The following is a 24,504-nucleotide window of genomic DNA, read 5'->3' as shown; positions in this document are numbered from 1 at the left end:
AACACAGAATCTGTGGATGACACAAAACCTGTGGGAGCGGGCTTGCTCGCGAATGCGGTGTGTCAGAGCCGTGGTTACTGACTGACTCAACGCCTTCGCGAGCAAGCCCGCTCCCACAAGGTAGTGCGTATCGGGCAGGTATTGGGCACACTGACAGCCTGTTTATTTACAACCCAACCTGACTGAGAGGACTGATCATGGTTCTGCGCTCGGAAATCCTGGTGAACAAAAACGTGCTCCCTACTAAAGAACAAGCTCTGCCTGGCCGCGAAACCCCGATGAACCTCCCGGAAAGACATTTCGTCCACGACGCCCCGCTGCTGGGTCCGTTCGCCAACGATGTCGACTTTGCGATCTTCGGCCTCGGCTGCTTCTGGGGCGCGGAACGTCGCTTCTGGCAGCGTGAAGGTGTGGTCAGCACCGTGGTCGGTTACGCCGGCGGCTTCACGCCAAACCCTACGTATGAAGAAGTCTGCTCAGGCCTGACCGGCCACAGCGAAGTGGTGCTCGTGGTCTACGAGCCGGCAAAAGTCAGTTACGAAGAATTGCTGAAGATGTTCTGGGAACTGCACAACCCGACCCAGGGCATGCGTCAGGGCAACGATATCGGCACCCAGTATCGTTCGGTGATCTATGCGACCAACCCGACGCAACTGGCCGCCGCCCAACACAGCAAAGAAGTGTTCCAGGTCGAACTGACCAAGGCTGGCAAAGGCGAGATCACCACCGAAATCGAAGAAGCCCCGACGGTCTATTTCGCCGAGGCGTATCACCAGCAGTATCTGGCCAAGAACCCTGAAGGTTATTGCGGGATTGGCGGCACTGGCGTGACTTGCCCGATCTGACACAGAACACTTGTAGGAGCCGGCTTGCTGGCGATGGCGGCAGACTGTCCAGCGGTGAACTCTGGACTGCTATCGCCAGCAAGCCGGCTCCTACGGGCCGAGCATTACTCGGCAATCAACCAATCCATCCGCCAGCCACCCTGGGTCTGGCCAAGCTTCTCGGACAACCACGGCAGCAGTTCACGCAACTCTTCCTCCAGCCCCCACGGCGGATTGGCAATCGCCAGCCCGGAACCGTTCAGGCTGTTCGGCGTATCCAGCGGATGCACCAGCAACTCCACGCGCAACAACTTCGGCGCACCGGTACCGGCCAGGTCCTGGTAGAAACGACGCAGCGCGCGCTGATCCTTCACCGGGTACCAGATAGCCGCCACGGTCTGGCGCATCCGGCCAATCGCTTCCTTCAACGACGCAGCACAGCGCTGCATCTCATCGAGCTTCTCGAACGGCGGATCGATCAGCATCACCGCACGCTTCTCCGGCACCGGCAGCAAGGCCCGGGGCACATGCCAGCCTTCGCCCAGGTGCACCTTGACCCGGCGATCACCGGCCATGTTGTCCTTGAGCAGCACGCCATCTTCCGGATGCTTCTCGTTGAGCAACACACGGTCCTGCGGGCGAGTCAGGCGTCGCGCCAACTCCGGCGAACCCGGGTAATAGCGCAACTGGCCATCCGGGTTCATCTCGTGCAGCACTTGCATGTAATCAGCGGTCAGGATCGGCAGATCCGGCTGATCCCACAAACGCGCAATGCCTTCCAGGTACTCGCCGGTACGGCTGGCCTGATCACCCTGAAGGTCATACAGACCGATGCCGGCGTGGGTGTCGAGATAGGCAAACGGCTGCTCCTTGCGCGACATCAGGGCGATGAGGCGGGTCAAGGTCAGGTGTTTGAACACATCGGCGTGATTGCCGGCATGGAAGGCGTGACGATAATTCATGATTGCTCCTGCGAAGGCCGGGAAGTTTACCTTTTACCGGCCGGCAAGTCAGGGATTGGCGGCCAAGCGGCCCTGACAAATGACTTGCAAGGGCGCAAACCTGTAGGAGCCGGCTTGCTGGCGATGGCGGTGTATCAATCAACATGGATAACGTCTGACACACCGCTATCGCCAGCAAGCCGGCTCCTACAGATATCAGGCGTACTTGCCGCTACTGCGAAGGCTACGCCCGCAACCGCCGCCCAACCACTTCCAGCACATCACAGCCATCGCGCAACGAAATGGCGCAAAGCAAGGCAAAATCGCTGAGGATGAACGACTCGCACTCAATCGAACCGCGCATGGACAGGTTCTCAAGCACTTGGGTGACTGCGCGGATTCTGTAGTTGGCGGCATCGGTGAGGATGTCGAGTGGCGCCTGGGTGTCGACGAACAGGGTGGGCATGTCGGTGCAGTTGCTGGTCAAAGCCATGAAGCGGTTGTCGGGGTGGGGGATTGGTTTTTCGTAGGGTGGGTCGGGATGTATGAATTTCATTTTTAACGCTCTAAGGAGGAAATGGACCTGCCATTAGCCTTCCTACGGGCTAGGGTGGCAGCTATGCACGGGGTAGGAATATCGAGACCCTTAGAGCAAAACTCGACCACGCCGAAGCGTGCCCGCGCATAGCCGCCGCAACTGATCTTACGGCCGCATGCAAACGGCCGCAAACCAGGCTGTGACGCCAATGTAGCTCTAACGGTCTTGAGAGGTTCCTACACCCCGCCACTGAGTTGTCAGTGGCTGGCAAAGACTATCGACGGAACTCACGTCGCACCAGTTCATGAAAACCGCTAGATTTTGAAGGAAACGTCCTAGGACCTCACCCGAAAAAGCCATAACAGCTACAATTTATCAAAATAATTTGAGGCTGAATGGCGCAAAGGGAGAACCTTATCGATCGACTTGCGATGCGCTTGTAAATCGCCAGCTGTTGGAGGCCTGATTATTTCCGAAAAAAGAATATCGAAATAAATACAAAATCCAACCAGCGTGAAAGCTGTACCTTATTATTTTTTTATAAATATGATCGCTAGAATGCCGAAGGCAATTGGAAACAATTAACGACAAAAAGCTTATCGAAAACATCGTTAATGAAAACACCGGCATCAGCACTCCACGCCCTGAAAACTCTACCAAAAATGGTTGATGGCGAGCGCCTCCAGGCAAAAATAGATGTTGATGATATATTGCGTATATTTAAATAATTATAAAAATCGACGAAACCCCACCAAGTAGAACCTTCAACCGGAGTGGTGCCTCCTTCAAAATATTAAAGTTTCCCATCTCGTATTTTTTAATCGACACGAAAGACAACACTCACCTTCTATTAGCGACAAACCGTCTCTATCCAGCACTCCACATTTTTTGCATTTATTTACTTTGGGCTTCATTTATTTGCGATCCATCGTTCAGGTCGAGCAGCGAACGGGTGTAAATAATGGGCACGCCACCAGGTCGGCTGCCCACTTTTCGACTAATGGAGGAGATCCGTTTTCCCTATCACGACAAGCAATATCATTGAAACTACAAGCCCAATAAAGCTCCATTGCAACATTACAAGCTTGCGCTTAAGCGGGAGGGGGAAGCTATCTATGTCCTCGGCATTGGCTAGACCTCGCTTAAGGAAGAACCCTGGAAACGTAAGTATGCTAGAAATGCTTCCTACCAACAGCAATCTGCCATGAAGACTCGTACTCTTATATATCCCGAACACCAGCAGAGACGAGCTGCTTTTGAAGTGCGACGACATCAAGTCACCCTTCGTATAGCTCAGATACAAAGCTACTCCAATGCAGATGAACTGGCAGATAATGACCATGCCACCCAAACCGCCGATGATTAGTTTAGCTGTAATCACTTCACTGCCTCGTAAATCTGTTCTCCGACCATTTCGCCAAGTACACCACCAAATTCTCCTCCAGCATAAGAACTAACTCCAACGACCAGAATACTACATGCTAATCGCGCAAAGCCGGCGCTAGGTAACCGCGGCGTCATCGCGTCTTAGCCAGCTATTTCAGCGCTCCTGATTTCCATAACGCGACCAGTAAGGCCATAGCAGTGAATGAAGCGATAACACTCCATTGCAACACGACTAACTTCCATCTTAGTGGACGGGGGAAATCTTCAAAGTCCTGAACACTTAGAACGTCGTGCCTGATGAAAAAATCTGGAAAAGTAAGAACCATACAAGCGCTTCCCACGAGCTGAAGCCTACCCCAACAACTTTTATGTATGCGTACAGCATTAGATATGCTTGGAGAGCTATTTTTGAAATGCTCCAATAATAATTCTCTTTTCGTATAGCCCAAGTGTAATGCGAAACAGTTACCGACAAGTACGAATACGAACGCCAAGCCGCACAAGCCGGGAGCAATCATTTCGGCAGTAGTCATTTCGTCGACTCGTAAATCACTTCGCCTATGAACTTGCCACTCATTTCTCCCAACGTACCCCCCCGCATAAAAGCCAGCGCCCGCCGCAACGATACTGCAAGCAAGCGCGAAAAAGCCGCCTATTGGAACTCCCAGGGCAACGCACATACTTCCTACTACCGGCGCGGCTGGACCGGAAGGGGGACTGTTTTATCTTCACTCCAGTAATAAACCCGTTCCCTTTTTTAGTTTTTTCAGAGGAACGCCCCTCCTAATCAAACAACATTAAATTCAGCTAGCAACGCGAGACCAAACATAACAACCAACAAAATTATACCAACCCACTGCAAAGCGATTAGTTTTTGTTTGAGCGGAACAGGTAGCTCTTTTAAATCGTCAGGACTGAGAAGTCCGCGCTTAATGTAGAAGGTAGAGAAGGCCACATAACCTGATATACGACCAATTATAATTATTCTTCCCCACACCCCGCTATACCCAAAGGCATACCCCTCCGTAACGCCCCAGCTGTTTTTAAAACACCTTTGAAGAATATCCATTTTTGTGTTTGCGAGAAAAAGCATGTAGCCGATTCCCGCGAACAGCCCTGAGATATCAACAACTCCTAAAACAAGGAATAACGTGTCGGCTGTGCTCAAGGTCAATTAAGAGCCTCATATATTTTTTCGGCTGTAGTTTCGCCAACTTTCTCTCCGACATAGCTTGCTGAAAGGGTTGTCGCTCCGGTTGCTAAAACGGCACAAGCTAGCGTAGAGAAACCTCCCGTAGGAATTCCAAGCCCCACGCAGATTCCACCGAGAATGTGAGCGCTTATCGCTCCAGCGAACATGCCGCCACCAATCCCCCCAACAAAACTCCCCGTTTCAGTAAACTTAACCCGCTCGCAAACTTCGGTATTCCCTGCATTACAGACATCATGAACTTTCATAACCGACGCCCCACCACCAAGAGCAGTGCCAGCCCAGCCACCGTAGTTCAGATATTTGGATGCCCTAGCCACACCTTCAAGATGAGTCGCATACCCCGGCATCTGCCCCACGCCGCCGGCTTCAGTCCAGCGGTGAACCAGACTGGGGGGAGATAGGAACATTGCACGGTTCAAATTGGGGTGATGTGGGAAACCGATGCCTTTGCGCGTCAGGCTGGTCAGGTGACTATCGAGTTGTGCCAGCAGCTTTTGGCGCTCAGCCAAAAATGTCGGTGAGTTCAGATGCCCATCGCGCAGGAATGAACGCTGATGCAGCGCTTCCATTTCACGCAAGGTACCGCCAACGTTATCCAGATTATTCTTGAAAATACTCGCGCCGACGCCAATGGCGCCAGAACCGAAGCCCAAGATTGTCTGGATGGCATCCCGATGTTCCACCATGAAATCCGCTTCTGCCGGGCTGAGCGTTTCAAGTATCTCGTTGGTCTTGGCTGCCACATTCATGAGCAGCGCCTCTTCACGAGTGCACTGGAAGTTATTCGGGTCGCTCAGCACGATCATCGAGCCGGCTTTGATATCGCGCAGATTGGGATTGAGCAACTTGAATTTGCCCATCACCGCCGGGTCGCGCAGGGTGAACAGCGAGGCCTCAAGCTCTTCACGGGTGGTGCTCTTTGGAACGATGTAAAAACCTGGCTCTACCGCTTGCGCGCTGTTGTCACGCAGCGGCACGTGAGAGCCAGGCGCAGGCGTGTAGCTGGAGGATCGTGACGTTACCGGAGTGCTGGCAGCAACGGGCGCGGCCTGCGCAGTGGCGGCCAGTCTGGTGAGAGATTCCGCGCTGTGGCTGGATCCGTATACCGCCGAGAACTGCGATGGAATAAGCCCGGCTCTGCAAGGACAACTACTGAAGCTATCCAGCGAGCCTGCTACAAGCCTGTCTTGACTGTTGAAGTATGAAACACCGCCAACGACCACATAGGTTTTATTGTTTTTTCCGCAAGATACCTGGTCCCCTTCGCGCGCTTGCGCGGCGCCAGAGATGATCATGCGCGAATCGCCTTCCAGTACCTCGCCACCACAGGTGGTCTTGTCACCCTTGCGAATGAAATATCCGTCGGCCATTGCTTGAACTCCTTGTCCTCTGACGCGCCAGCAAGGCGCACGCCTCTGTTATATGAATCGCACCACCCCGGAATGAGTGGGCGAACACAAAGTACGTGGGCGCAGAGGCAATTCAAGACAGTGCAGAGCGAACAGGAGATTTCCCACGAGTAATACAGAAAAAGGCGACGAAAATTGAAGTAAGGCCAATGCCCGTTTCGGACATGGCTCACAAAAAAAACGGCCCGCACCCAAAGGCTGCGAGCCGTTCTTTCATCCGCGATGGGATGACCTCAAACGATTACTTGTTCAAGCGGTAATCATTCTCTGCAGCCGCAAACCGCTGGAACATACCAGCAGTCGGCGTGCCCATTTTGCTGACGAAGTAGATCGCCAGGCTGGCGAAGATGAAGCCTGGGATGATTTCGTACAGGCCCAGCAGTTCGAAGTGTTTCCAGACGATCACGGTGATCGCGCCGACCAGGATGCCGGCCAGTGCGCCGTTGCGGGTCATGTCTTTCCAGATCACGGAGATCAGTACGACCGGACCGAATGCGGCACCGAAACCGGCCCAGGCGTAGCTCACCAGGCCCAGAACACGGTTTTCCGGGTTGGAGGCCAGAGCGATGGCGATCAGGGCAACCAGCAGCACCATGGCGCGACCGACCCAGACCAGCTCGACCTGGGAAGCGGATTTGCGCAGGAAGGTCTTGTAGAAGTCTTCGGTCAGGGCGCTCGAGCACACCAGCAGCTGGCAGCTCAGGGTACTCATGACGGCAGCCAGAATGGCCGACAGCAGGATACCCGCGATCCATGGGTTGAACAGGATCTTGGCCAGTTCGATGAACACGCGCTCAGGGTTTTCGGTAACGGCACCGGCCAGCTCAGGATGTGCCGAGAAATAAGCGATACCGAAGAAGCCCACAGCTACGGTGCCGCCCAGGCACAGGATCATCCAGGTCATGGAGATGCGACGGGCCTTGGCGATCGACTTGACCGAATCGGCAGCCATGAAACGCGCCAGGATGTGCGGCTGGCCGAAGTAGCCCAGACCCCAGCCCATCAGCGAGATGATGCCGATGAAAGTGGTGCCCTTGAGCATGTCGAAGTTGCTTGGATCTTGCGCTTCGATAGCCAGGAAAGTGGTGTCGACGCCGCCGGTAGCCAGCAGCACGATGATCGGCGTCAGGATCAGCGCGAAGATCATCAGGGTGGCTTGTACGGTATCGGTCCAGCTCACTGCCAGGAAACCACCGATGAAGGTGTAGGCAATCGTCGCCGCAGCGCCGGCCCACAGCGCGGTCTCGTAGGACATGCCGAAGGTGCTTTCGAACAGACGGGCACCGGCCACGATGCCGGAAGCGCAGTAAATGGTGAAGAACACCAGGATCACGACGGCGGAGATGATCCGCAGCAGGCCGCTCTTGTCTTCGAAACGGCTGGCGAAGTAGTCCGGCAGGGTCAGTGCATCACCGTTGTGCTCGGTCTGCACGCGCAGGCGGCCGGCGACGAACAGCCAGTTCAGGTAGGCGCCGACGATCAGGCCGATGGCGATCCAGCTTTCGGAAAGACCGGACATGTAGATCGCGCCGGGCAAGCCCATCAACAACCAGCCGCTCATGTCGGAGGCACCGGCGGACAGTGCGGTCACGACGCTACCCAGGCTACGGCCGCCCAGAATGTAGTCGGAAAGGTTGTTGGTGGAGCGATAGGCCATCAAGCCGATCAGCACCATTGCTGCGATATAGATCACGAACGTGATCAGGGTTGGATTGCTTACGCTCATTAAGTTACGCCCTGGCTTTGTTTTTATGTAGCGGCGGCTGGTGAACCGCTCGCAAACGCATACGTTTGACAGACGATCCGGATTCCCGCGCATTTATGACTGATGTTTCCCCAGGAAAGCCATCAGCCGGAGCACCCGGATTTTGTTCTGGTTGCACCTTGGGCGCGAATGCTATTCAACAAAGCAAATAAGGTGCAACCAGTTTCTTGAGAATAAGTTGCACCCTAGTCGTTTTGCGATAAATCCTACGGTTTTTACTCCCTTTTACGGTAGTCCGGGTGCGTTACTAGAAGTAAAAGCACCATGCAGAAGCGCCAGATCCTACCTGCTGTTCTATTCCCGACAAGCTGCTACACATTCCGACAAAAAAGGGTTGCACCCGGTTGCACCTATGTCAGCGCACGGCTAATCTTGCCGCCAGCTGAGGCCACGCAGTCGTGGCAAACATGAGGATAAAAACATGGCTACCACCACCCTTGGGGTCAAACTTGACGACCCGACCCGCGAACGCCTCAAGGCCGCCGCGACCTCGATTGATCGCACGCCGCACTGGCTGATCAAGCAGGCAATCTTCAATTACCTGGAAAAACTCGAGGGTGGTGCAACCCTGACTGAGCTGAGCGGTATGACCAAGGATTCCGACGACAGCGTCGACGCGCCTCTGGATCACGCCCACCAGTGCTTCCTCGAATTCGCCGAAAGCATCTTGCCGCAATCGGTACTGCGCGCTTCGATCACCGCCGCCTACCGTCGCCCTGAGCCGGAAGTGGTACCGATGCTGATCGAGCAGGCTCGCCTGCCGGCACCGATGGCCGAAGCCACCAACAAACTCGCTGCCTCGATTGCTGAAAAACTGCGCAACCAGAAGAGCGCTGGCGGCCGTGCCGGCATCGTTCAGGGCCTGCTGCAGGAATTCTCCCTGTCGTCCCAGGAAGGCGTGGCACTGATGTGCCTGGCCGAAGCGCTGCTGCGCATCCCGGACAAAGGCACCCGCGACGCCCTGATCCGCGACAAGATCAGCACCGGTAACTGGCATCCGCACCTGGGCAACAGCCCGTCGCTGTTCGTCAACGCCGCCACCTGGGGCCTGCTGCTGACCGGCAAACTGGTGTCGACCCACAACGAAGCCGGCCTGACGTCGTCCCTGAGCCGCATCATCGGCAAGAGCGGCGAGCCGATGATCCGCAAGGGCGTCGACATGGCCATGCGCCTGATGGGCGAGCAGTTCGTCACCGGTGAAACCATCGCCGAAGCCCTGGCCAACGCCAGCAAGTTCGAAGCCAAGGGCTTCCGCTATTCCTACGACATGCTGGGTGAAGCCGCGCTCACCGAGCACGACGCGCAGAAGTACCTGGCCTCGTACGAACAAGCCATCCACTCGATCGGCAAAGCCTCCCACGGTCGTGGGATTTATGAAGGCCCGGGCATCTCGATCAAGCTGTCCGCCCTGCACCCGCGCTACAGCCGTGCGCAGTACGAGCGCGTGATGGACGAGTTGTACCCGCGCCTGCTGTCGCTGACCTTGCTGGCCAAGCAATACGACATCGGCCTGAACATCGATGCCGAAGAAGCCGACCGTCTGGAGCTGTCGCTGGATCTGCTCGAGCGCCTGTGCTTCGAGCCGCAACTGACTGGCTGGAACGGCATCGGTTTCGTCATCCAGGCTTACCAGAAGCGTTGCCCGTACGTGATCGACTACGTGATCGACCTGGCTCGCCGCAGCCGTCATCGCCTGATGATCCGCCTGGTGAAAGGTGCGTACTGGGACAGCGAAATCAAGCGCGCCCAGGTCGAAGGCCTGGAAGGCTACCCGGTCTACACCCGCAAGGTGTACACCGACGTGTCCTACATCGCTTGCGCGCGCAAACTGCTGTCGGTACCGGAAGTCATCTATCCGCAGTTCGCCACGCACAACGCCCACACCCTGTCGGCCATTTATCACATCGCCGGTCAGAACTATTACCCAGGCCAGTACGAGTTCCAGTGCCTGCACGGCATGGGTGAACCACTGTACGAACAGGTTGTAGGCAAAGTTTCCGAAGGCAAGCTGAACCGTCCGTGCCGCGTGTACGCCCCGGTCGGCACCCACGAAACCCTGTTGGCCTATCTGGTACGTCGACTGCTGGAAAACGGCGCGAACACCTCGTTCGTCAACCGCATCGCCGATCAGTCGATTTCGATTCAGGAATTGGTGGCCGATCCGGTTGCTCAGATCGAGCAGATGGCGACCGTGGAAGGTGGTTTCGGCCTGCCGCACCCGCGCATTCCGCTGCCGCGTGACCTGTATGGCTCCGAGCGCGCCAACTCCAGCGGCATCGACATGGCCAACGAACATCGTTTGGCGTCCCTGTCCTGCGCGCTGCTCGCTACCGCACACAACCACTGGAAAGCGGCGCCGATGCTCGGCTGCGTCTCGAGCAACGAAGCTCCGGCACCGGTGCTGAACCCGTCCGACCTGCGTGACGTGGTCGGCCATGTGCAGGAAGCCACCGTCGAAGACGTCGACAATGCAATCCAGTGCGCCCTCAACGCTGCGCCAATCTGGCAGGCCACCCCGCCCGCCGAACGCGCCGCGATCCTGGAACGTGCCGCCGATCTGATGGAAGCCGAGATCCAGCCGTTGATGGGCCTGCTGGCTCGCGAAGCCGGCAAGACTTTCGCCAACGCCATCGCCGAAGTGCGTGAAGCCGTGGACTTCCTGCGTTATTACGCGGTGCAGGCGCGCAACGACTTCACCAATGACGCTCACCGCCCATTGGGTCCTGTGGTGTGCATCAGCCCGTGGAACTTCCCGCTGGCGATCTTCAGTGGTCAAGTGGCTGCAGCCCTGGCCGCCGGTAACCCGGTATTGGCCAAGCCTGCGGAGCAAACTCCTCTGGTCGCTGCCCAAGCCGTACGCTTGCTGCTCGAAGCCGGTATCCCTGAAGGCGTGCTGCAACTGCTGCCAGGTCGCGGCGAAACCGTCGGTGCCGGCCTGGTCGGCGACGATCGCGTCAAAGGCGTGATGTTCACCGGTTCCACCGAAGTCGCGCGCTTGCTGCAACGCAACATCGCCGGTCGCCTGGACAGCCAGGGTCGCCCTATCCCGCTGATCGCCGAAACCGGTGGCCAGAACGCGATGATCGTCGACTCTTCGGCACTGACCGAACAAGTCGTGATCGACGTGGTTTCCTCGGCTTTCGACAGCGCCGGCCAGCGTTGCTCGGCCCTGCGCGTCCTGTGCCTGCAGGAAGATTCCGCTGATCGCGTCATCGAAATGCTCAAGGGCGCGATGGCTGAAAGCCGTCTCGGTAACCCTGAGCGCCTGTCCGTGGACATCGGCCCGGTGATCGACGCCGAAGCCAAGGCGGGTATCGAGAAGCACATCCAGGCCATGCGCGACAAAGGTCGCAGCGTGTACCAGGTGGCCATTGCCGACGCCGAAGAAGTCAAACGCGGCACCTTCGTAATGCCGACGCTGATCGAACTGGAAAGCTTCGACGAGTTGCAGCGGGAGATCTTCGGTCCGGTGCTGCACGTGGTCCGCTACAAGCGCAAGGATATCGATCAACTGATCGGCCAGATCAACGCTTCCGGCTACGGCCTGACCCTGGGCGTGCATACCCGCATCGACGAGACCATCGCCAAGGTGATCGACAACGTCAATGCCGGTAACGTCTACGTCAACCGCAACATCGTTGGCGCAGTAGTAGGCGTGCAGCCATTCGGCGGCGAAGGCCTGTCGGGCACCGGTCCGAAAGCCGGTGGCCCGCTGTATCTGTACCGTTTGTTGTCGACCCGCCCTGCGGATGCGATCGAACAATCCTTCGCTCGTGGCGATGCCGCCGCAGCACCGGACGTTCGTCTGCGCGAAGCCATGAGCAAACCGCTGACTGCCCTGAAAGCCTGGGCCGACAGCAACAAGTTCGCCGACCTGAGCACCCTGTGTGTGCAGTTCGCCGCACAATCGCAAAGCGGCATCACCCGCCTTCTGGCCGGCCCGACCGGCGAGCGCAACAGCTACGCGATCCTGCCGCGCGAGCACGTGCTGTGCCTGGCGGAAGTCGAAGGCGACCTGCTGACTCAACTGGCGGCGGTATTGGCTGTCGGCGGCTCGGCGGTCTGGCCGGAAACCGACTTGAGCAAGGCTTTGTTCGCACGCCTGCCGAAGGACATTCAGGCACGCATCAAGCTGGTTTCCGACTGGAACAAGGACGAAGTGGTGTTTGATGCGGTTCTGCATCACGGCCATTCCGACCAGTTGCGTGCGGTGTGCCAGCAAGTGGCCAAGCGTGCCGGCGCCATCGTCGGTGTGCAGGGTCTGTCGCAGGGCGAAACCAACATTGCGTTGGAGCGTCTGGTGATCGAGCGTGCGTTGAGCGTTAACACTGCGGCGGCGGGTGGTAATGCGAGCTTGATGACGATCGGCTAAATAGCGATGCTGTCACGGTAAAAATGGGCGCCCTCATCGGCGCCCATTTTTTTGCCTTGTAGGAGCCGGCTTGCTGGCGATCAATACACTGCGGTGTGTCTGATGAACCGCCATCGCCAGCAAGCCGGCTCCTACAGGTCGATGTTTTGCCCATTTATCACCAACATCAATCATCCTGTTCAGTCTTTATCAGCAAGCCTAGACTCGGCCCATTCCAAAAAAAGGTAGGCCGCCATGTCCGAGACGTTGCTCAGTTCCCGCAATCTGGCTTTCGAGCTGTATGAAGTCCTCGATGCCGAGGGCCTGATCCAGCGTGAGCGTTTCGCCGAGCACAACCGGGAAACCTTCGATGCGGCGATTGGCACTGCCCGCAGCATCGCCGAGAAGTTCTTCGCTCCGCACAACCGCAAGGGTGACGAGAACGAGCCGCGCTATGAGAACGGTCAGGCGATTCTGATTCCGGAAGTGAAACCGGCGGTGGACGCCTTTCTCGAAGCCGGTTTCCTCAACGCCGCGCGCAGTTTCGAGGCGGGAGGCATGCAGCTTCCTACACTGCTCTCCCAGGCCTGCTTCGCACACTTTCAATCGGCCAATGCTGCTTCGACGTCGTACCCGTTCCTGACCATGGGCGCGGCGAACCTGATCGAGAGTTTCGGCACCGACGAGCAGAAGCGTCACTTCCTGCAACCGATGATCGACGGCCGTTTCTTCGGCACCATGGCCCTGACCGAACCCCACGCGGGCTCGTCGCTTTCGGATATCCGCACCCGCGCTGAACCTGCGGCCGACGGCACTTATCGCCTCAAGGGCAACAAGATTTTCATCTCCGGCGGCGATCATCCGCTGTCGGAAAACATCGTGCACATGGTGCTGGCCAAGTTGCCGGACGCGCCGGCCGGGGTGAAGGGCATTTCGCTGTTTATCGTGCCCAAGTTCCTGGTCAACGATGATGGCTGCATCGGCAAGCGCAACGATGTGCTGCTGGCCGGTCTGTTCCACAAGATGGGCTGGCGTGGCACCACGTCTACCGCGCTGAACTTCGGCGATAACGGCGAGTGCGTCGGCTATCTGGTGGGCAAGCCGCACCAGGGCCTGAGCTACATGTTCCAGATGATGAACGAAGCGCGGATTGGCGTCGGCATGGGCGCGGTGATGCTTGGCTACGCGGGTTATCTGTATTCGCTGGAGTACGCTCGCGAGCGTCCACAGGGGCGCGTGCCGGACAGCAAGGACCCGAACACCGCGCCAGTGGCGATCATTCAGCACGCCGACGTCAAACGCATGCTGCTGACGCAGAAGGCCTACGTCGAAGGCTCGTTCGACCTTGGTCTGTACGCGGCGCGGCTGTTCGATGACACCACCACGCTTGAGACCGAAGCCGAGCGCAAACAAGCCCATGAGTTACTGGACCTGCTGACCCCAATCGTCAAATCCTGGCCGTCGGAGTTCTGCCTGAAGGCCAACGAACTGGCGATCCAGATCCTCGGCGGCCACGGTTACACCCGCGAATACCCGGTGGAACAGTACTACCGCGACAACCGCCTGAACCCGATCCACGAAGGCACGCACGGCATTCAGTCGCTGGACCTGTTGGGCCGCAAACTGGCGCAGAACGGTGGTGCAGGGCTCAAGCAACTGATCCGCCTGATCGCCGACACCGCCGAACGCGCCCAGGCATTTGAGGCACTGACGCCACTGCGCGAGCCGCTGGAGAAGCTGGTGGCACGCCTGCAAACCGTGACCATCGGCCTGTTGACCGATCTGGCCCAGGGCAAGGTCAACAGCAGCCTGGCGAACTCGGCGTTGTACCTGAAAGTGTTCGGGCACACGGTGATCGGCTGGCGCTGGCTGGAACAGGCGATTCGCGCCGAGGAAGGTTTGGCCAAGGGCAATGCGGCGGATGTGAGCTTTTACAAGGGCAAGCTGCAGGCGGCGCGCTACTTCCTGACCTGGGAAGTGCCGGGTTGCCACCATGAGCTGGCGATTCTTGAGGCGCGGGATGATGTGTGCCTGGGCATGCAGGATGAGTGGTTCTGATCCCAAGTATTTGTAGTGCTGCTTAGATCCATTCGCGAGCAAGCCCGCTCCCACAGGTGAATGCATTCCAACTGTGGGAGCGGGCTTGCTCGCGAAGACGTCCGCGCAGACGCCACATCACCCCAGCTTGAACCCACCCATCTGCCGCGCCAGATCATCCGCCAGGCGCTGCAACGTCTGGCAGTCCTCACGACAGGCCCTGACCTCCCCAGCCGTCGCCCGCGCCAGATCGGAAATACCCTGCACGTTGCGATTGATTTCCTCGGTCACCGCCGACTGCTCTTCCGTCGCCGTCGCCACCTGATGGTTCATGTCACTGATGCGCTCGACCTGTCCGGTAATGGCGGTCAACGAGACTCCGGTGCGCTGGCTCGATTCGACGCCTGTGCCGGTCGCGGCTTGCCCGGAATGCATCGATGAAACGGCGTTTTCCGCGCCTTGCTTGAGGCTGCCGATCATCTGCTGGATTTCATCGGTAGAGGACTGCGTACGACGCGCCAACGTCCGCACTTCATCGGCCACCACGGCGAATCCACGCCCCATATCCCCGGCCCGCGCCGCTTCGATGGCGGCATTGAGCGCCAGCAGGTTGGTCTGCTCGGAAATCCCGCGAATCACCGCCAGCACCTGATCGATGGATGCCACTTGATGGGCCAGTTCACCCACAGCAGTGGCCGCGACACCGATTTCCTGGGACATGCTTTCAATGTGGCGGATCGAGCCGCCCACCACTTCCCGCGCCTGCATCGCCTCATCCCGGGCCGTTTGCGACGCGACCGCTGCGTTGCCGGCATTCTGCGCGATTTCCTGAACGGTCAGGCCCATTTCGTGAACCGCGGTGGCGACCATGTCGGTCATTTCCTGTTGGCGCCCGGAACGTTCGGCAGTGTTATCCACAACCCTGGCCACTTGCCCCACAGCGGTGCGCAAACGTTCGCTGGTGGTCAGCACTTCACCGATCATGTCGCGCTGACTATCCAGGAACCGATTGAAACCGCGAGCCAGATCGCCCAGCTCATCGGCACGACTGGAATCTAACCGATGGGTCAAATCTCCACCACCGCTACCGATGGCTACCAGCGCCGCTGTTACCTGACGAATCGGTCGTACCAACCCACGGGCCAGCAACACCACCAGCAACAGGCACACCATGGCCACCGCCAGGCCGATGCCGCTGCTCATCCACATCGCGCGGCGGGCCTCCGCGTAGATCTGCGATTGCGGCACTTCGGCCACCAGGGTCCAGCCGAGATCGCGCAGAGGCAGACTTAACGCAAGGAAGTCTTCGCCTTCACGCTGGAAGCCGCTACTGGTGGCAGCTTTTTGACTCATCACTGCTTGCGCGGCCGTAGCACCAATCTGCTCGGTCAGGCTGCGTTTACCGCTGAATTGCGCTTCAGGGTGCACCTGGATCAAACCGTCGGAACGCACGAGATAGACCTTGCCGCGCTCACCGAAGCTGAAGTTGTGGATCAGCTCCGACAGCTCTTTCATGCTCAGGCCAAGCCCGGCAACACCCACGACTTTACCGGCCTGCTCGACCTTGAGGTCAATGAAAAGCGCCAATTCTCCGGTGGCCGTATCGTTGTCAATATTGAGGGTGCGCGGCTGGTTGCTGTCGAGAAACGCGTAGAACCAGGCGTCTTTGGGATTGGAACGGCTGAGGGTCCGGTCCAGGCCTTTTTCGGTGATGTAGTGGTTGGACGCGGTGCCGACAATCAGCGCGGTAAAGGCTTTGTGTTCGGCCCGAATGCCTTCCAGATAGGTAGCGAAGGTGTTGGTCTGCGCGCTGTCTTCGCCTGCGGCCAGCCAGTCGCGCACCATGCTGTTGCTGGCGATGTCCTTGGCGGCGGTAAGTGGCTGGACGAGGATCCGCTCGATGTCGTTGCGCATCGCTTCGATGCTCGACGGCAAGGCTTGCTCGACCAGATAGCTCTGGGCGAGACGATTGACCACCAGGGTATATATGCCAACCACGATCAGAATACTGACGAGCAGAGCGGTGCCCATGCTCAGGATCAACTGCCATTGAATACTGCGTCGCCAGAACTGCATGGAGCACCCCCAAAGAATAAGAGGCTGAAACACTGCAACAGCCGTGCCGATTGTATACAAACCAATCGACAATCTATTCTTTGGTTGTGCGCAAAGCCGATCAGGCCTGATTGATCGTCTTGGAGATCACTTCAACCGTGGCGCTGACTTGCTCTTGGTAACGGTCGAGTTCGAGCTTGTGCTGCTTCTGCATTTCGATCTGCTGGGAGCACAGATTCATCGCCGCCAGCACCAGCAGGCGGTCACCGATCAGCGTCGGGTACTTCCTCTTGGTTTCGGCCAGGGCTGCCTTCAACATCATCGCGGCGTCCAGCAGGGTCTGCTCTTCCCCGGCCGGTGCCTTGATCGAATAGTCCTCCCCCAGGATCGAGACGACTTTTACCCCTGCGGCGTTGTAACTCATGCGCTGACAGGGCCTGCGCTGACGCGCTCAACCAGGGCCTGGATGCGAGCCGCCGTGGCGCCTTGCTTCTCCTCGTGTTCCATCAGGCTCAGTTGCAGGCTTTCATTTTCATCCTTGGCCTGGGCCAGTTCTGTGGTCAGGCTCTGGTTCTGTTGCACCAGATTACTTACAAGTTGTTCCAATTGGCTGAGGGATGCTTCCAACATTTTGATTATCCGGGCTTTTTCAAAGGGCGCGTACGATAAAGAAAAGTCACCGTGGATGCCAGGGTTATACAGGCGCAAAGCCTTGATTTTGCTGACGGGCGACCTTCCTCGCGAGTTTTAAAGACTGTGAATGGCCGATGTGGTTCCTGCACTTCGTCGCCACAAGGTGCAACCGGCCAAAACACGCGGGCTCAAGACTTCACTGCGGCGACCGATAAGTCATCCATACAGCAGCCTCAGCCGCGCACGGATGCGCTCTTTCCCGGTGAACGCCATGTCTCTTCGTAATATGAATATTGCCCCTCGGGCGTTCCTCAGCTTTGCCCTGATCGGTGGCTTGATGATGGTTCTGGGAGTGTTTGCCTTGAATCAGATGAGCAAGATCCGCGGCGCCGCCGAAAACATCACCAACAACAGTGTGCCGAGCATCAAGAGCCTGGACGAATTCACCCAGCTCACCTTGCGCCTGCGCGTGTTGTCCTACCGTTTGCTGGTAAACCGCGAGCCTGAGGTGCAGCAAAAAACCATGGAACTGCTGGAAACGCGCAACCAGCAGATTCGCGCCGCCCAGGCAACCTACGAAAAGCTGATCGCCAGCCCGCAGGAACGTGCAACCTACGATCAATACGTGCAGTTGCTGGGTCAGTACCGCCAGATCGAAGACCGGATGAAAACCTTGTCGCGCAACAATCAGGTCGATGAACTGCGCAGTTTGCTCAACACCGATTTGCTCAACAACTCCGAAGCGGTCAACACCGTGTTGAACCGCCTGCTGGAGATCAACACCCAGCAAACCAACGACACCAACCAGCAGGCGGCGGATCAATACGATTCGGCGTTCAACCTGGTGATTGCCCTGCTCGTGATCGCCACCGCCCTGACGTTGCTGCTCGCCTGGTTGTTGACCAACAGCATCACCCAACCGATCGCCAACGCCCTGAGCGCCGCCGAACAGATCGCCGAAGGCAACCTGACGCGCCCGATCACCGCTGACGGTGAAGACGAAGCCGGTCGTTTGCTGCTGGCCATGTCGAAAATGCAGGAAAAACTGCGCGACACGCTGCAGCGCATCTCCGGCTCGGCCACGCAGCTTGCATCCGCTGCCGAAGAGCTCAACAGCGTCACTGACGAAAGTGCCCGGGGCCTGACCCGGCAGAACAACGAAATCGAACAGGCCGCCACTGCGGTCAACGAAATGACCAGCGCCGTGGAAGAAGTCGCGCGCAACGCGGTCAGCACATCCGAAGCCTCGAAGAACGCCACCTCATCGGCCGGTGACGGTCGCGATCTGGTGCAGGAAACCGTGAGCGCCATCGAACGCATGAGCGCCGATGTGCAGAGCACCGCGACCCTGATCGGCGACCTGGCCAACGAGTCGCGCGATATCGGCAAGGTACTGGATGTGATCCGTGGCCTGGCCGACCAGACCAACCTGCTGGCCTTGAACGCCGCCATCGAGGCCGCCCGCGCCGGTGAGGCCGGTCGTGGTTTCGCCGTAGTGGCCGATGAGGTTCGTGCCCTGGCCCATCGCACTCAGCAATCGACCAGTGAAATCGAACGCATGATCGGCAGCATCCAGACCGGCACCGGGCATGCAGTGGATTCGATGCGCAACAGCACCGAACGCGCCGAGTCGACCCTGAACATCGCCCGCGGTGCCGGGATGTCGCTGGACACCATCAACAGTGCCATCGTCGAAATCAACGAGCGCAACCTGGTGATCGCCAGCGCCGCCGAAGAACAGGCGCAGGTGGCCCGTGAAGTGGATCGCAACCTGGTGAACATTCGCGACCTGTCGGTGCAGTCGGCCACCGGGGCGAATCAGACGAGTGCGGCGAGCAACGAGCTGTCGCGCCTGGCGGTGGACCTGAACACGATGGTTGGGCGGTTTAGCCTCTAATCGCCAACACAATACCTGTGGCGAGGGGGCTTGCCCCCGTTGGGCCGCGCAGCGGCCCCAAACTTGTTAACCGCGTACATCCATTAAATCGCGTCTACCGGATTTACGACTGCTTCGCAGCCGAACGGGGGCAAGCCCCCTCGCCACAATGATTTCACCCGGCGTGAAGAATCGCCCGCAAAACCTTTTTGACAGCATCACATTTCAACAGGTTAGAATCGCTGGCACGCAGACTGCATGGTCAGTTTGTGCCCGCCTTTCAGCTTCCTGGAGTACTGCCTTTGAATGCGACGACCATCAACAGCCTGTTCTTGATCGGCGCGTTGCTGGTAGGTGCGAGCATTCTGGTGAGCTCACTGTCATCGCGCCTCGGCATCCCGATTCTGGTGATCATCCTGGCCGTCGGCATGGCGGCCGGCGTCGATGGCGGCGGCATCATTTTCGACAACTACCCCACGGCTTACCTGGTCGGCAACCTCGCGCTGGCAGTGATCCTGCTCGACGGCGGCCTGCGCACCCGGGTGTCGAGTTTCCGTGTGGCGTTATGGCCGGCACTTTCACTGGCCACGGTCGGCGTGCTGATTACCACCGGGCTGACCGGCATGGCGGCCGCATGGCTGTTCAACCTGAACCTGATCCAGGGCCTGCTGATCGGTGCCATCGTTGGCTCCACCGACGCCGCGGCGGTGTTCTCGCTATTGGGCGGCAAAGGCCTGAACGAGCGGGTAACCGCCAGCCTCGAAATCGAATCCGGCAGTAACGACCCGATGGCGGTGTTCCTCACCGTCACCCTGATCGACATGCTCGCCAGCGGCCAGACAGGCCTGCACTGGAGCCTGCTGACCCACCTGCTACGCGAGTTCGGCATTGGCGGCGTCATCGGCCTGGGCGGCGGCTGGCTGATGCTGCAACTGGTCAACCGGATCAACCTGGCCACCGGTCTTTACCCGATCCTGGTCATTGCCGGTGGCCTGGTGGTGTTTGCCCTGACCAACGCCCTGCATGGCAGTGGCTTCCTCGCCGTGTACCTCTGTGGCCTGGTGATCGGCAACCGTCCGGTGCGCAGTCGCCACGGCATTCTGCACATGCTCGACGGCATGGCCTGGCTGGCGCAGATCGGCATGTTCCTGGTGTTGGGGCTGCTGGTGACGCCTCACGATCTGCTGCCTATTGCCCTGCCGGCACTGGCACTGGCGCTGTGGATGATTCTGTTTGCCCGGCCACTGTCGGTGGTGGTTGGCCTGCTGCCGTTCAAAGCCTTCCATGGGCGCGAGAAAGCGTTCATTTCCTGGGTCGGCCTGCGCGGCGCGGTCCCGATCATTCTGGCGGTGTTCCCGTTGATGGCCGGCCTGCCCAACGCCCAGCTGTACTTCAACCTCGCGTTCTTTATCGTGCTGGTGTCGCTGCTGGTCCAGGGTACGAGCCTGCCATGGGTCGCCAAGCTGCTGAAGGTCACGGTCCCCCCGGAGCCTGCGCCCATCTCGCGTTCGGCCCTGGAAGTGCACGTCACCAGCGAGTGGGAGCTGTTCGTTTATCGCCTCGGCGCGGAGAAATGGTGCATCGGTTCGCCCCTGCGCGAGCTGAAAATGCCCGAAGGCACCCGTATCGCGGCCCTGTTTCGAGGCCAACAATTGCTCCATCCGTCGGGTAGTACGGTGCTCGAAGTCGATGATTTGCTGTGTGTCATCGGCCATGAACACAACCTGCCGGCCCTCGGAAAACTCTTCAGCCAGGCGCCACAACGGGGTCTTGATCTGCGCTTCTTCGGCGACTTCGTACTCGAAGGAGACGCCCAGCTGGCCGCGGTTGCGGCCCTGTACGGCCTGAAGGTCGAAGGCATCGACCCAGAGATGTCCCTGGGCCGGTTTATTGCCCAGAAAGTTGGCGGCGCGCCGGTAGTGGGTGACCAGGTCGAATGGAACAACACCATCTGGACCGTGGCGGTCATGGACGGGAACAAGATCGGCAAAGTGGGCGTCAGATTCCCCGAAGGAAGTCGCCCGGGTCCCGGTCTCTTCCTCTAAACTGCGTCCACTATCACTTGCTTGACCGGTCTTTATGCCTAACCTGCGCTCTTTTTTCGCCATCGCCCTGCTGGGCTTGAGTCTCTCTGTCGGTACTGTCGGTACATTGCAAGCGGCCGAACCGCCCTCCAGCGAAGCCGTGCAGGCGAGCCTGGACAAGATCGCCGACCGCAAACTGCCGGAAGCCGATCAGAAAGCCCTGCAAACCGTCCTGCAAAACACGCTGAATCAGCTCAACAACAAGCGTGATTACGAGCAGAAGCTGGCCGATCTCAAGCAAACGTTGAGCTCTGCACCCAAGCAGACGCTCGAGAACCAGCGTGAACTGACCCGCCTCAAGGCCAGCACCGTGGTGCCGGTGGCGCAGCGTTTCACCAAGGAACCGATCCAGCAGCTGGAACAATTGCTCACCGAGCGCTCCACCCAGCAAAGCGACCTGCAAAAAGCCCTGGCCGATGCAAACAGCCTGATCATCACCGCCCAGACCCGCCCCGAGCGCGCCCAGGCGGAGATTTCCAGCAGCCAGACGCGCATTCAGCAGATCAACAACATCCTCAAGAACGGCAAGGACGCCGGCAAGACCTTGAGCGCCGAGCAGCGCGACCTGCTCAATGCCGAGCTGGCAGCGCTGAACGCCCTGATCCCGCTGCGCCGCCAGGAACTGGCCGGCAATACCCAACTGCAAGACCTGGGCAACAGCCAGCATGACCTGCTGTCGGAGCGATCCGACCGCCTGGATCGGGAAATCCAGGAACTGCAAACCCTGATCAACCAGAAACGCCTGGCGTTGTCCCAGGAAACGGTCACCCAGCAATCCATCGAAGCGCAGAAGGCTGGCGGCAGCAGCCTGCTGGCCACCGAAAGCGCGGCCAACCTGAAGCTCTCGGACTACCTGCTCAAAAGTACCGACCGCCTCAACGAAGTCACCCAGCAGAATCTGCAGACCAAGCAACAACTGGACAGCCTGACCCAGAGCGACTCGGCCCTGGACGAGCAAATCAACGTGCTCAAAGGCAGCCTGCTGCTCTCGAAGATTCTCTACAAACAGAAACAGGCGTTGCCGCGCCTGCGGCTCGACCGCAACCTGGCCGACCAGATCGCCGACATTCGCCTGTATCAGTTCGAAGTCAGCCAGCAGCGGGAGTTGCTGAGCAATCCGACCACCTACGTCGATAACCTGCTGGCGACCCAGCCGCCCGAGCAAGTCACGCCGCAGTTGCGCAAAAGCCTGATGGAACTGGCCACCACCCGTGCGGACCTGCTGGAGCGCCTCAATCGCGAACTGAGCGCGGTACTCAATGAATCCATCACCCTGCAACTGAACCAGAAGCAACTGCTCAGCACCGCGCAAAGCCTGCGGGCGACGCTCGATGAGCAGATGTTCTGGATTCCGAGCAACAAGCCGCTGGACCTGGAGTGGGTTCACAGCGTGCCGGATCGCCTGCAGCGGCAACTCGACTCACTGCCGGTACTTTCAAGCCTGAGCGAACTGACCGACGGCCTGACCCAGCGCCCGCTGCTGTTCCTGCCGCTCGCGCTGCTGATCGGTGCGCTGCTTTGGCGCCGCAAGAATCTGTACGCGCGACTGAACAAGGTTCACCAGGACATCGGCCACTTCAAACGCGATAGCCAGTGGCACACGCCGCAGGCCATCCTGATCAATATCCTGCTGGCGATGCCGGTTTCCCTGGGCCTCGCCTTGTGCGGGCTGGCCCTGCGAATCGACGCCCGTGGGCAGAACGCCAACATGGGCGCGGCGCTGCTGCAAATGGCCGGGGCCTGGCTGGTGTTCTACACCGCCTACCGGATCCTCGCGCCGGGTGGCGTGGCAGAACTGCATTTCCGCTGGGAAAAGCCCCAGGTGGAGTTCCTGCGCAGATGGATCCGCCGCCTAGGCATCGTGGTAATGGCACTGGTGACTGTTGTTGCCGTTGCCGAACTGCAACCGGCGGCGCTGGCCGATGACGTGATCGGCATGCCGGTGGTGCTCACCTGCTACGCCTTGATGACCTTGCTGCTCAGCCGCCTGCTCATCAGCAGCCCGACCCACGAGAACGCCTCGCTGTTCCGCAAGCTCGTGGGGATCCTGTTCACCGCCCTGCCCGTCGCGCTGTTCGTGGCGGTGTGCTTCGGCTACTACTACACGGCGCTGAAACTCAGCGACCGCCTGATCAACACCCTGTACCTGCTGATGTTCTGGCTGGTGATCGAAGCCACTTTCGTGCGCGGTCTCAGTGTGGCGGCCCGGCGCCTGGCCTACCAGCGCGCCCTGGCCAAGCGGCTGGCGGCGAAAGAGGCTGGCGATGGTGAAGCGGTGATCGAAGAACCGACCATGGACATCGAGAAGGTCAACGAACAGTCCCTGCGCTTGATCCGCCTGGCGCTGCTCGGCGGCTTCATGGCGGCACTCTATTGGGTCTGGGCCGACCTGATCACGGTGTTCTCGTACCTGGACAACATCACCCTCTACGAATACACCAGCGGTACCGGCGCCAACATGAGCATGGTGCCGATCAGCATCGGCGACATGCTCGGCGCGCTGATCATCATCGGCATCACCTTCGCCCTGGCGCGCAACCTGCCAGGCTTGCTGGAAGTGTTCGTGCTATCGAAGCTCAATCTTGCCCAGGGCAGCGCCTACGCGACCACCACGTTGCTGTCGTACGTAATCGCCGGCGTCGGTTTCGTCTCGACGCTGTCGACCCTCGGCGTAAGCTGGGACAAGCTGCAATGGCTGGTGGCGGCGCTGTCGGTCGGCCTCGGTTTCGGCATGCAGGAGATCTTCGCCAACTTCATTTCCGGCATCATGATCCTGTTCGAACGTCCGGTGCGGATCGGTGACACCATCACCATCGGCAACCTGTCGGGCACGGTGAGCAAGATTCGCATCCGCGCCACGACCATCACCGACTTCGACCGCAAGGACATCATTGTCCCGAACAAGACGTTCATTACCGGGCAACTGATCAACTGGTCGCTGACCGACACCATCACCCGGGTGACTCTCAAGCTTGGCGTGGACTATGGCTCTGACCTGGACCTGGTGAAGGAGCTGCTGCTCAAAGCCGCGCGCGACAACCCGCGCGTGTTGAAAGATCCGGAACCCCACGTGTACTTCCTCAACTTCGGCGAAAGTACCCTCGACCACGAGCTGCGCATGCACGTGCGCGACCTCGGCGACCGCAACCCGGTGCTTGATGAGGTCAACCGCTTCATCAACCGCGAGTTCAAGAAGCAGCACATCAACATCTCGTTCCGGCAAATGGAGGTTTACCTCAAGAACCTGCACGGCCAGGAATACAAGATGGTGCCAATCGAACCGGAAGCGAAAACCATCGTGCCACTGGTCGACGGCAAACCAGCGCAAGAACCGCCCGCCGCCAAACTCGACTAACCGGCCATTCCCCAGCAGAATGCTCGGACATTCTGCT

Annotated in this window: 14 protein-coding genes and 2 pseudogenes; 7 read left to right on the top strand and 9 right to left on the bottom strand. The window is 58.8% G+C overall.

Translation table 11 applies throughout. The features are described 5' to 3' along the window. Window positions 1-197 precede the first annotated feature (197 nt). Window positions 198-845, top strand: a complete 648-nt coding sequence (msrA, locus tag QMK54_RS02260) for a peptide-methionine (S)-S-oxide reductase MsrA (protein WP_223593837.1) — start codon at window positions 198-200, stop codon at window positions 843-845. Window positions 846-949: 104 nt separating this feature from the next. Here the strand turns inward: msrA and QMK54_RS02255 are convergent, their stop codons facing one another. The 5 genes from QMK54_RS02255 to putP all read right to left on the bottom strand — a co-directional run bounded on the left by QMK54_RS02255 (window position 950) and on the right by putP (window position 8,037). Continuing rightward, a complete protein-coding gene (locus QMK54_RS02255; protein ID WP_108216288.1) occupies window positions 950-1,786 on the bottom strand; it encodes a 23S rRNA (adenine(2030)-N(6))-methyltransferase RlmJ in 837 nt (278 codons plus the stop codon). 223 nt (window positions 1,787-2,009) lie between these two features. After that, window positions 2,010-2,321: a hypothetical protein gene (locus QMK54_RS02250; RefSeq protein WP_320401980.1), complete on the bottom strand. Its 312-nt coding sequence runs from the start codon at window positions 2,319-2,321 to the stop codon at window positions 2,010-2,012. Between the two features lie 2,155 nt (window positions 2,322-4,476). Beyond that, a complete protein-coding gene (locus QMK54_RS02245) occupies window positions 4,477-4,863 on the bottom strand; it encodes a hypothetical protein (protein WP_320401979.1) in 387 nt (128 codons plus the stop codon). After that, window positions 4,860-6,272 carry a PAAR domain-containing protein gene (locus QMK54_RS02240; protein ID WP_320401978.1) on the bottom strand — a complete coding sequence of 471 codons (1,413 nt, stop codon included), beginning with the start codon at window positions 6,270-6,272 and terminating at the stop codon, window positions 4,860-4,862. The genes QMK54_RS02245 and QMK54_RS02240 overlap by 4 nt, the downstream gene beginning before the upstream one ends. Window positions 6,273-6,552: 280 nt before the next feature. After that, the gene (gene putP, locus QMK54_RS02235) at window positions 6,553-8,037 is read right to left on the bottom strand and encodes a sodium/proline symporter PutP (RefSeq protein ID WP_160390578.1); all 1,485 of its coding nucleotides are present in this window, start codon (window positions 8,035-8,037) and stop codon (window positions 6,553-6,555) included. 460 nt (window positions 8,038-8,497) lie between these two features. Between putP and putA the strand changes: the two genes are divergently transcribed. Together putA and QMK54_RS02225 are read left to right on the top strand one after the other, a co-directional pair. Further along, entirely contained in the window at window positions 8,498-12,448 is a 3,951-nt protein-coding gene (gene putA, locus QMK54_RS02230) for a trifunctional transcriptional regulator/proline dehydrogenase/L-glutamate gamma-semialdehyde dehydrogenase (protein ID WP_320401977.1), read from the top strand. A 234-nt stretch (window positions 12,449-12,682) separates the two neighbouring features. Next, window positions 12,683-14,485, top strand: coding sequence for an acyl-CoA dehydrogenase (locus QMK54_RS02225; RefSeq protein WP_320401976.1), 1,803 nt, complete (start codon window positions 12,683-12,685; stop codon window positions 14,483-14,485). Window positions 14,486-14,602: 117 nt separating this feature from the next. Here QMK54_RS02225 and QMK54_RS31150 read toward each other — a convergent pair whose 3' ends face one another. The 4 genes and pseudogenes from QMK54_RS31150 to QMK54_RS02210 all read right to left on the bottom strand — a co-directional run bounded on the left by QMK54_RS31150 (window position 14,603) and on the right by QMK54_RS02210 (window position 17,149). Continuing rightward, window positions 14,603-15,334: a methyl-accepting chemotaxis protein gene (locus tag QMK54_RS31150; RefSeq protein WP_413787366.1), complete on the bottom strand. Its 732-nt coding sequence runs from the start codon at window positions 15,332-15,334 to the stop codon at window positions 14,603-14,605. 132 nt (window positions 15,335-15,466) lie between these two features. After that, window positions 15,467-16,495, bottom strand: a pseudogene (locus tag QMK54_RS31145) (cache domain-containing protein); the annotation flags it as partial. Between the two features lie 145 nt (window positions 16,496-16,640). Then, complete coding sequence (locus QMK54_RS02215) at window positions 16,641-16,943, bottom strand: cell division protein ZapA (protein WP_007981180.1); 303 nt, start codon at window positions 16,941-16,943, stop codon at window positions 16,641-16,643. Further along, on the bottom strand, window positions 16,940-17,149 hold the full coding sequence (locus tag QMK54_RS02210; protein ID WP_320401974.1) for a hypothetical protein: 210 nt from the start codon (window positions 17,147-17,149) through the stop codon (window positions 16,940-16,942). Before QMK54_RS02210 ends, QMK54_RS02215 begins: the two co-directional genes overlap by 4 nt. A 130-nt stretch (window positions 17,150-17,279) precedes the next feature. On the opposite strand from QMK54_RS02210, the pseudogene QMK54_RS31140 reads away from it, so the two are divergent. From QMK54_RS31140 to mscK, 4 genes and pseudogenes are all read left to right on the top strand, one after another. Continuing rightward, window positions 17,280-18,146 (top strand): annotated as a pseudogene (locus tag QMK54_RS31140) (MCP four helix bundle domain-containing protein); the annotation flags it as partial. 30 nt (window positions 18,147-18,176) lie between these two features. Beyond that, on the top strand, window positions 18,177-19,049 hold the full coding sequence (locus tag QMK54_RS31135; protein WP_413787365.1) for a methyl-accepting chemotaxis protein: 873 nt from the start codon (window positions 18,177-18,179) through the stop codon (window positions 19,047-19,049). Window positions 19,050-19,330: 281 nt separating this feature from the next. Continuing rightward, window positions 19,331-21,073 (top strand): potassium/proton antiporter, encoded by a 1,743-nt coding sequence (locus tag QMK54_RS02200; protein ID WP_110659676.1) that lies wholly within the window; start codon window positions 19,331-19,333, stop codon window positions 21,071-21,073. Window positions 21,074-21,107: 34 nt separating this feature from the next. Then, window positions 21,108-24,467 carry a mechanosensitive channel MscK gene (mscK, locus tag QMK54_RS02195; RefSeq protein WP_110659675.1) on the top strand — a complete coding sequence of 1,120 codons (3,360 nt, stop codon included), beginning with the start codon at window positions 21,108-21,110 and terminating at the stop codon, window positions 24,465-24,467. Window positions 24,468-24,504: the final 37 nt, after the last annotated feature.

The organism is Pseudomonas sp. P5_109 (assembly GCF_034009455.1).
Taxonomy (GTDB): domain Bacteria; phylum Pseudomonadota; class Gammaproteobacteria; order Pseudomonadales; family Pseudomonadaceae; genus Aquipseudomonas.
This window is presented reverse-complemented; position numbering and strand designations above follow the sequence as displayed.

Bases quoted from the DNA above. Each gene is read 5' to 3' on its own strand.
- msrA (WP_223593837.1), top strand. From the start codon at position 198: ATGGTTCTGCGCTCGGAAATCCTGGTGAACAAAAACGTGCTCCCTACT.
- QMK54_RS02255 (WP_108216288.1), bottom strand. From the start codon at position 1,786: ATGAATTATCGTCACGCCTTCCATGCCGGCAATCACGCCGATGTGTTC.
- QMK54_RS02250 (WP_320401980.1), bottom strand. From the start codon at position 2,321: ATGAAATTCATACATCCCGACCCACCCTACGAAAAACCAATCCCCCAC.
- QMK54_RS02240 (WP_320401978.1), bottom strand. From the start codon at position 6,272: ATGGCCGACGGATATTTCATTCGCAAGGGTGACAAGACCACCTGTGGT.
- putP (WP_160390578.1), bottom strand. From the start codon at position 8,037: ATGAGCGTAAGCAATCCAACCCTGATCACGTTCGTGATCTATATCGCA.
- putA (WP_320401977.1), top strand. From the start codon at position 8,498: ATGGCTACCACCACCCTTGGGGTCAAACTTGACGACCCGACCCGCGAA.
- QMK54_RS02225 (WP_320401976.1), top strand. From the start codon at position 12,683: ATGTCCGAGACGTTGCTCAGTTCCCGCAATCTGGCTTTCGAGCTGTAT.
- QMK54_RS31150 (WP_413787366.1), bottom strand. From the start codon at position 15,334: ATGGTCGCCACCGCGGTTCACGAAATGGGCCTGACCGTTCAGGAAATC.
- QMK54_RS02215 (WP_007981180.1), bottom strand. From the start codon at position 16,943: ATGAGTTACAACGCCGCAGGGGTAAAAGTCGTCTCGATCCTGGGGGAG.
- QMK54_RS02210 (WP_320401974.1), bottom strand. From the start codon at position 17,149: ATGTTGGAAGCATCCCTCAGCCAATTGGAACAACTTGTAAGTAATCTG.
- QMK54_RS31135 (WP_413787365.1), top strand. From the start codon at position 18,177: ATGTCGAAAATGCAGGAAAAACTGCGCGACACGCTGCAGCGCATCTCC.
- mscK (WP_110659675.1), top strand. From the start codon at position 21,108: ATGCCTAACCTGCGCTCTTTTTTCGCCATCGCCCTGCTGGGCTTGAGT.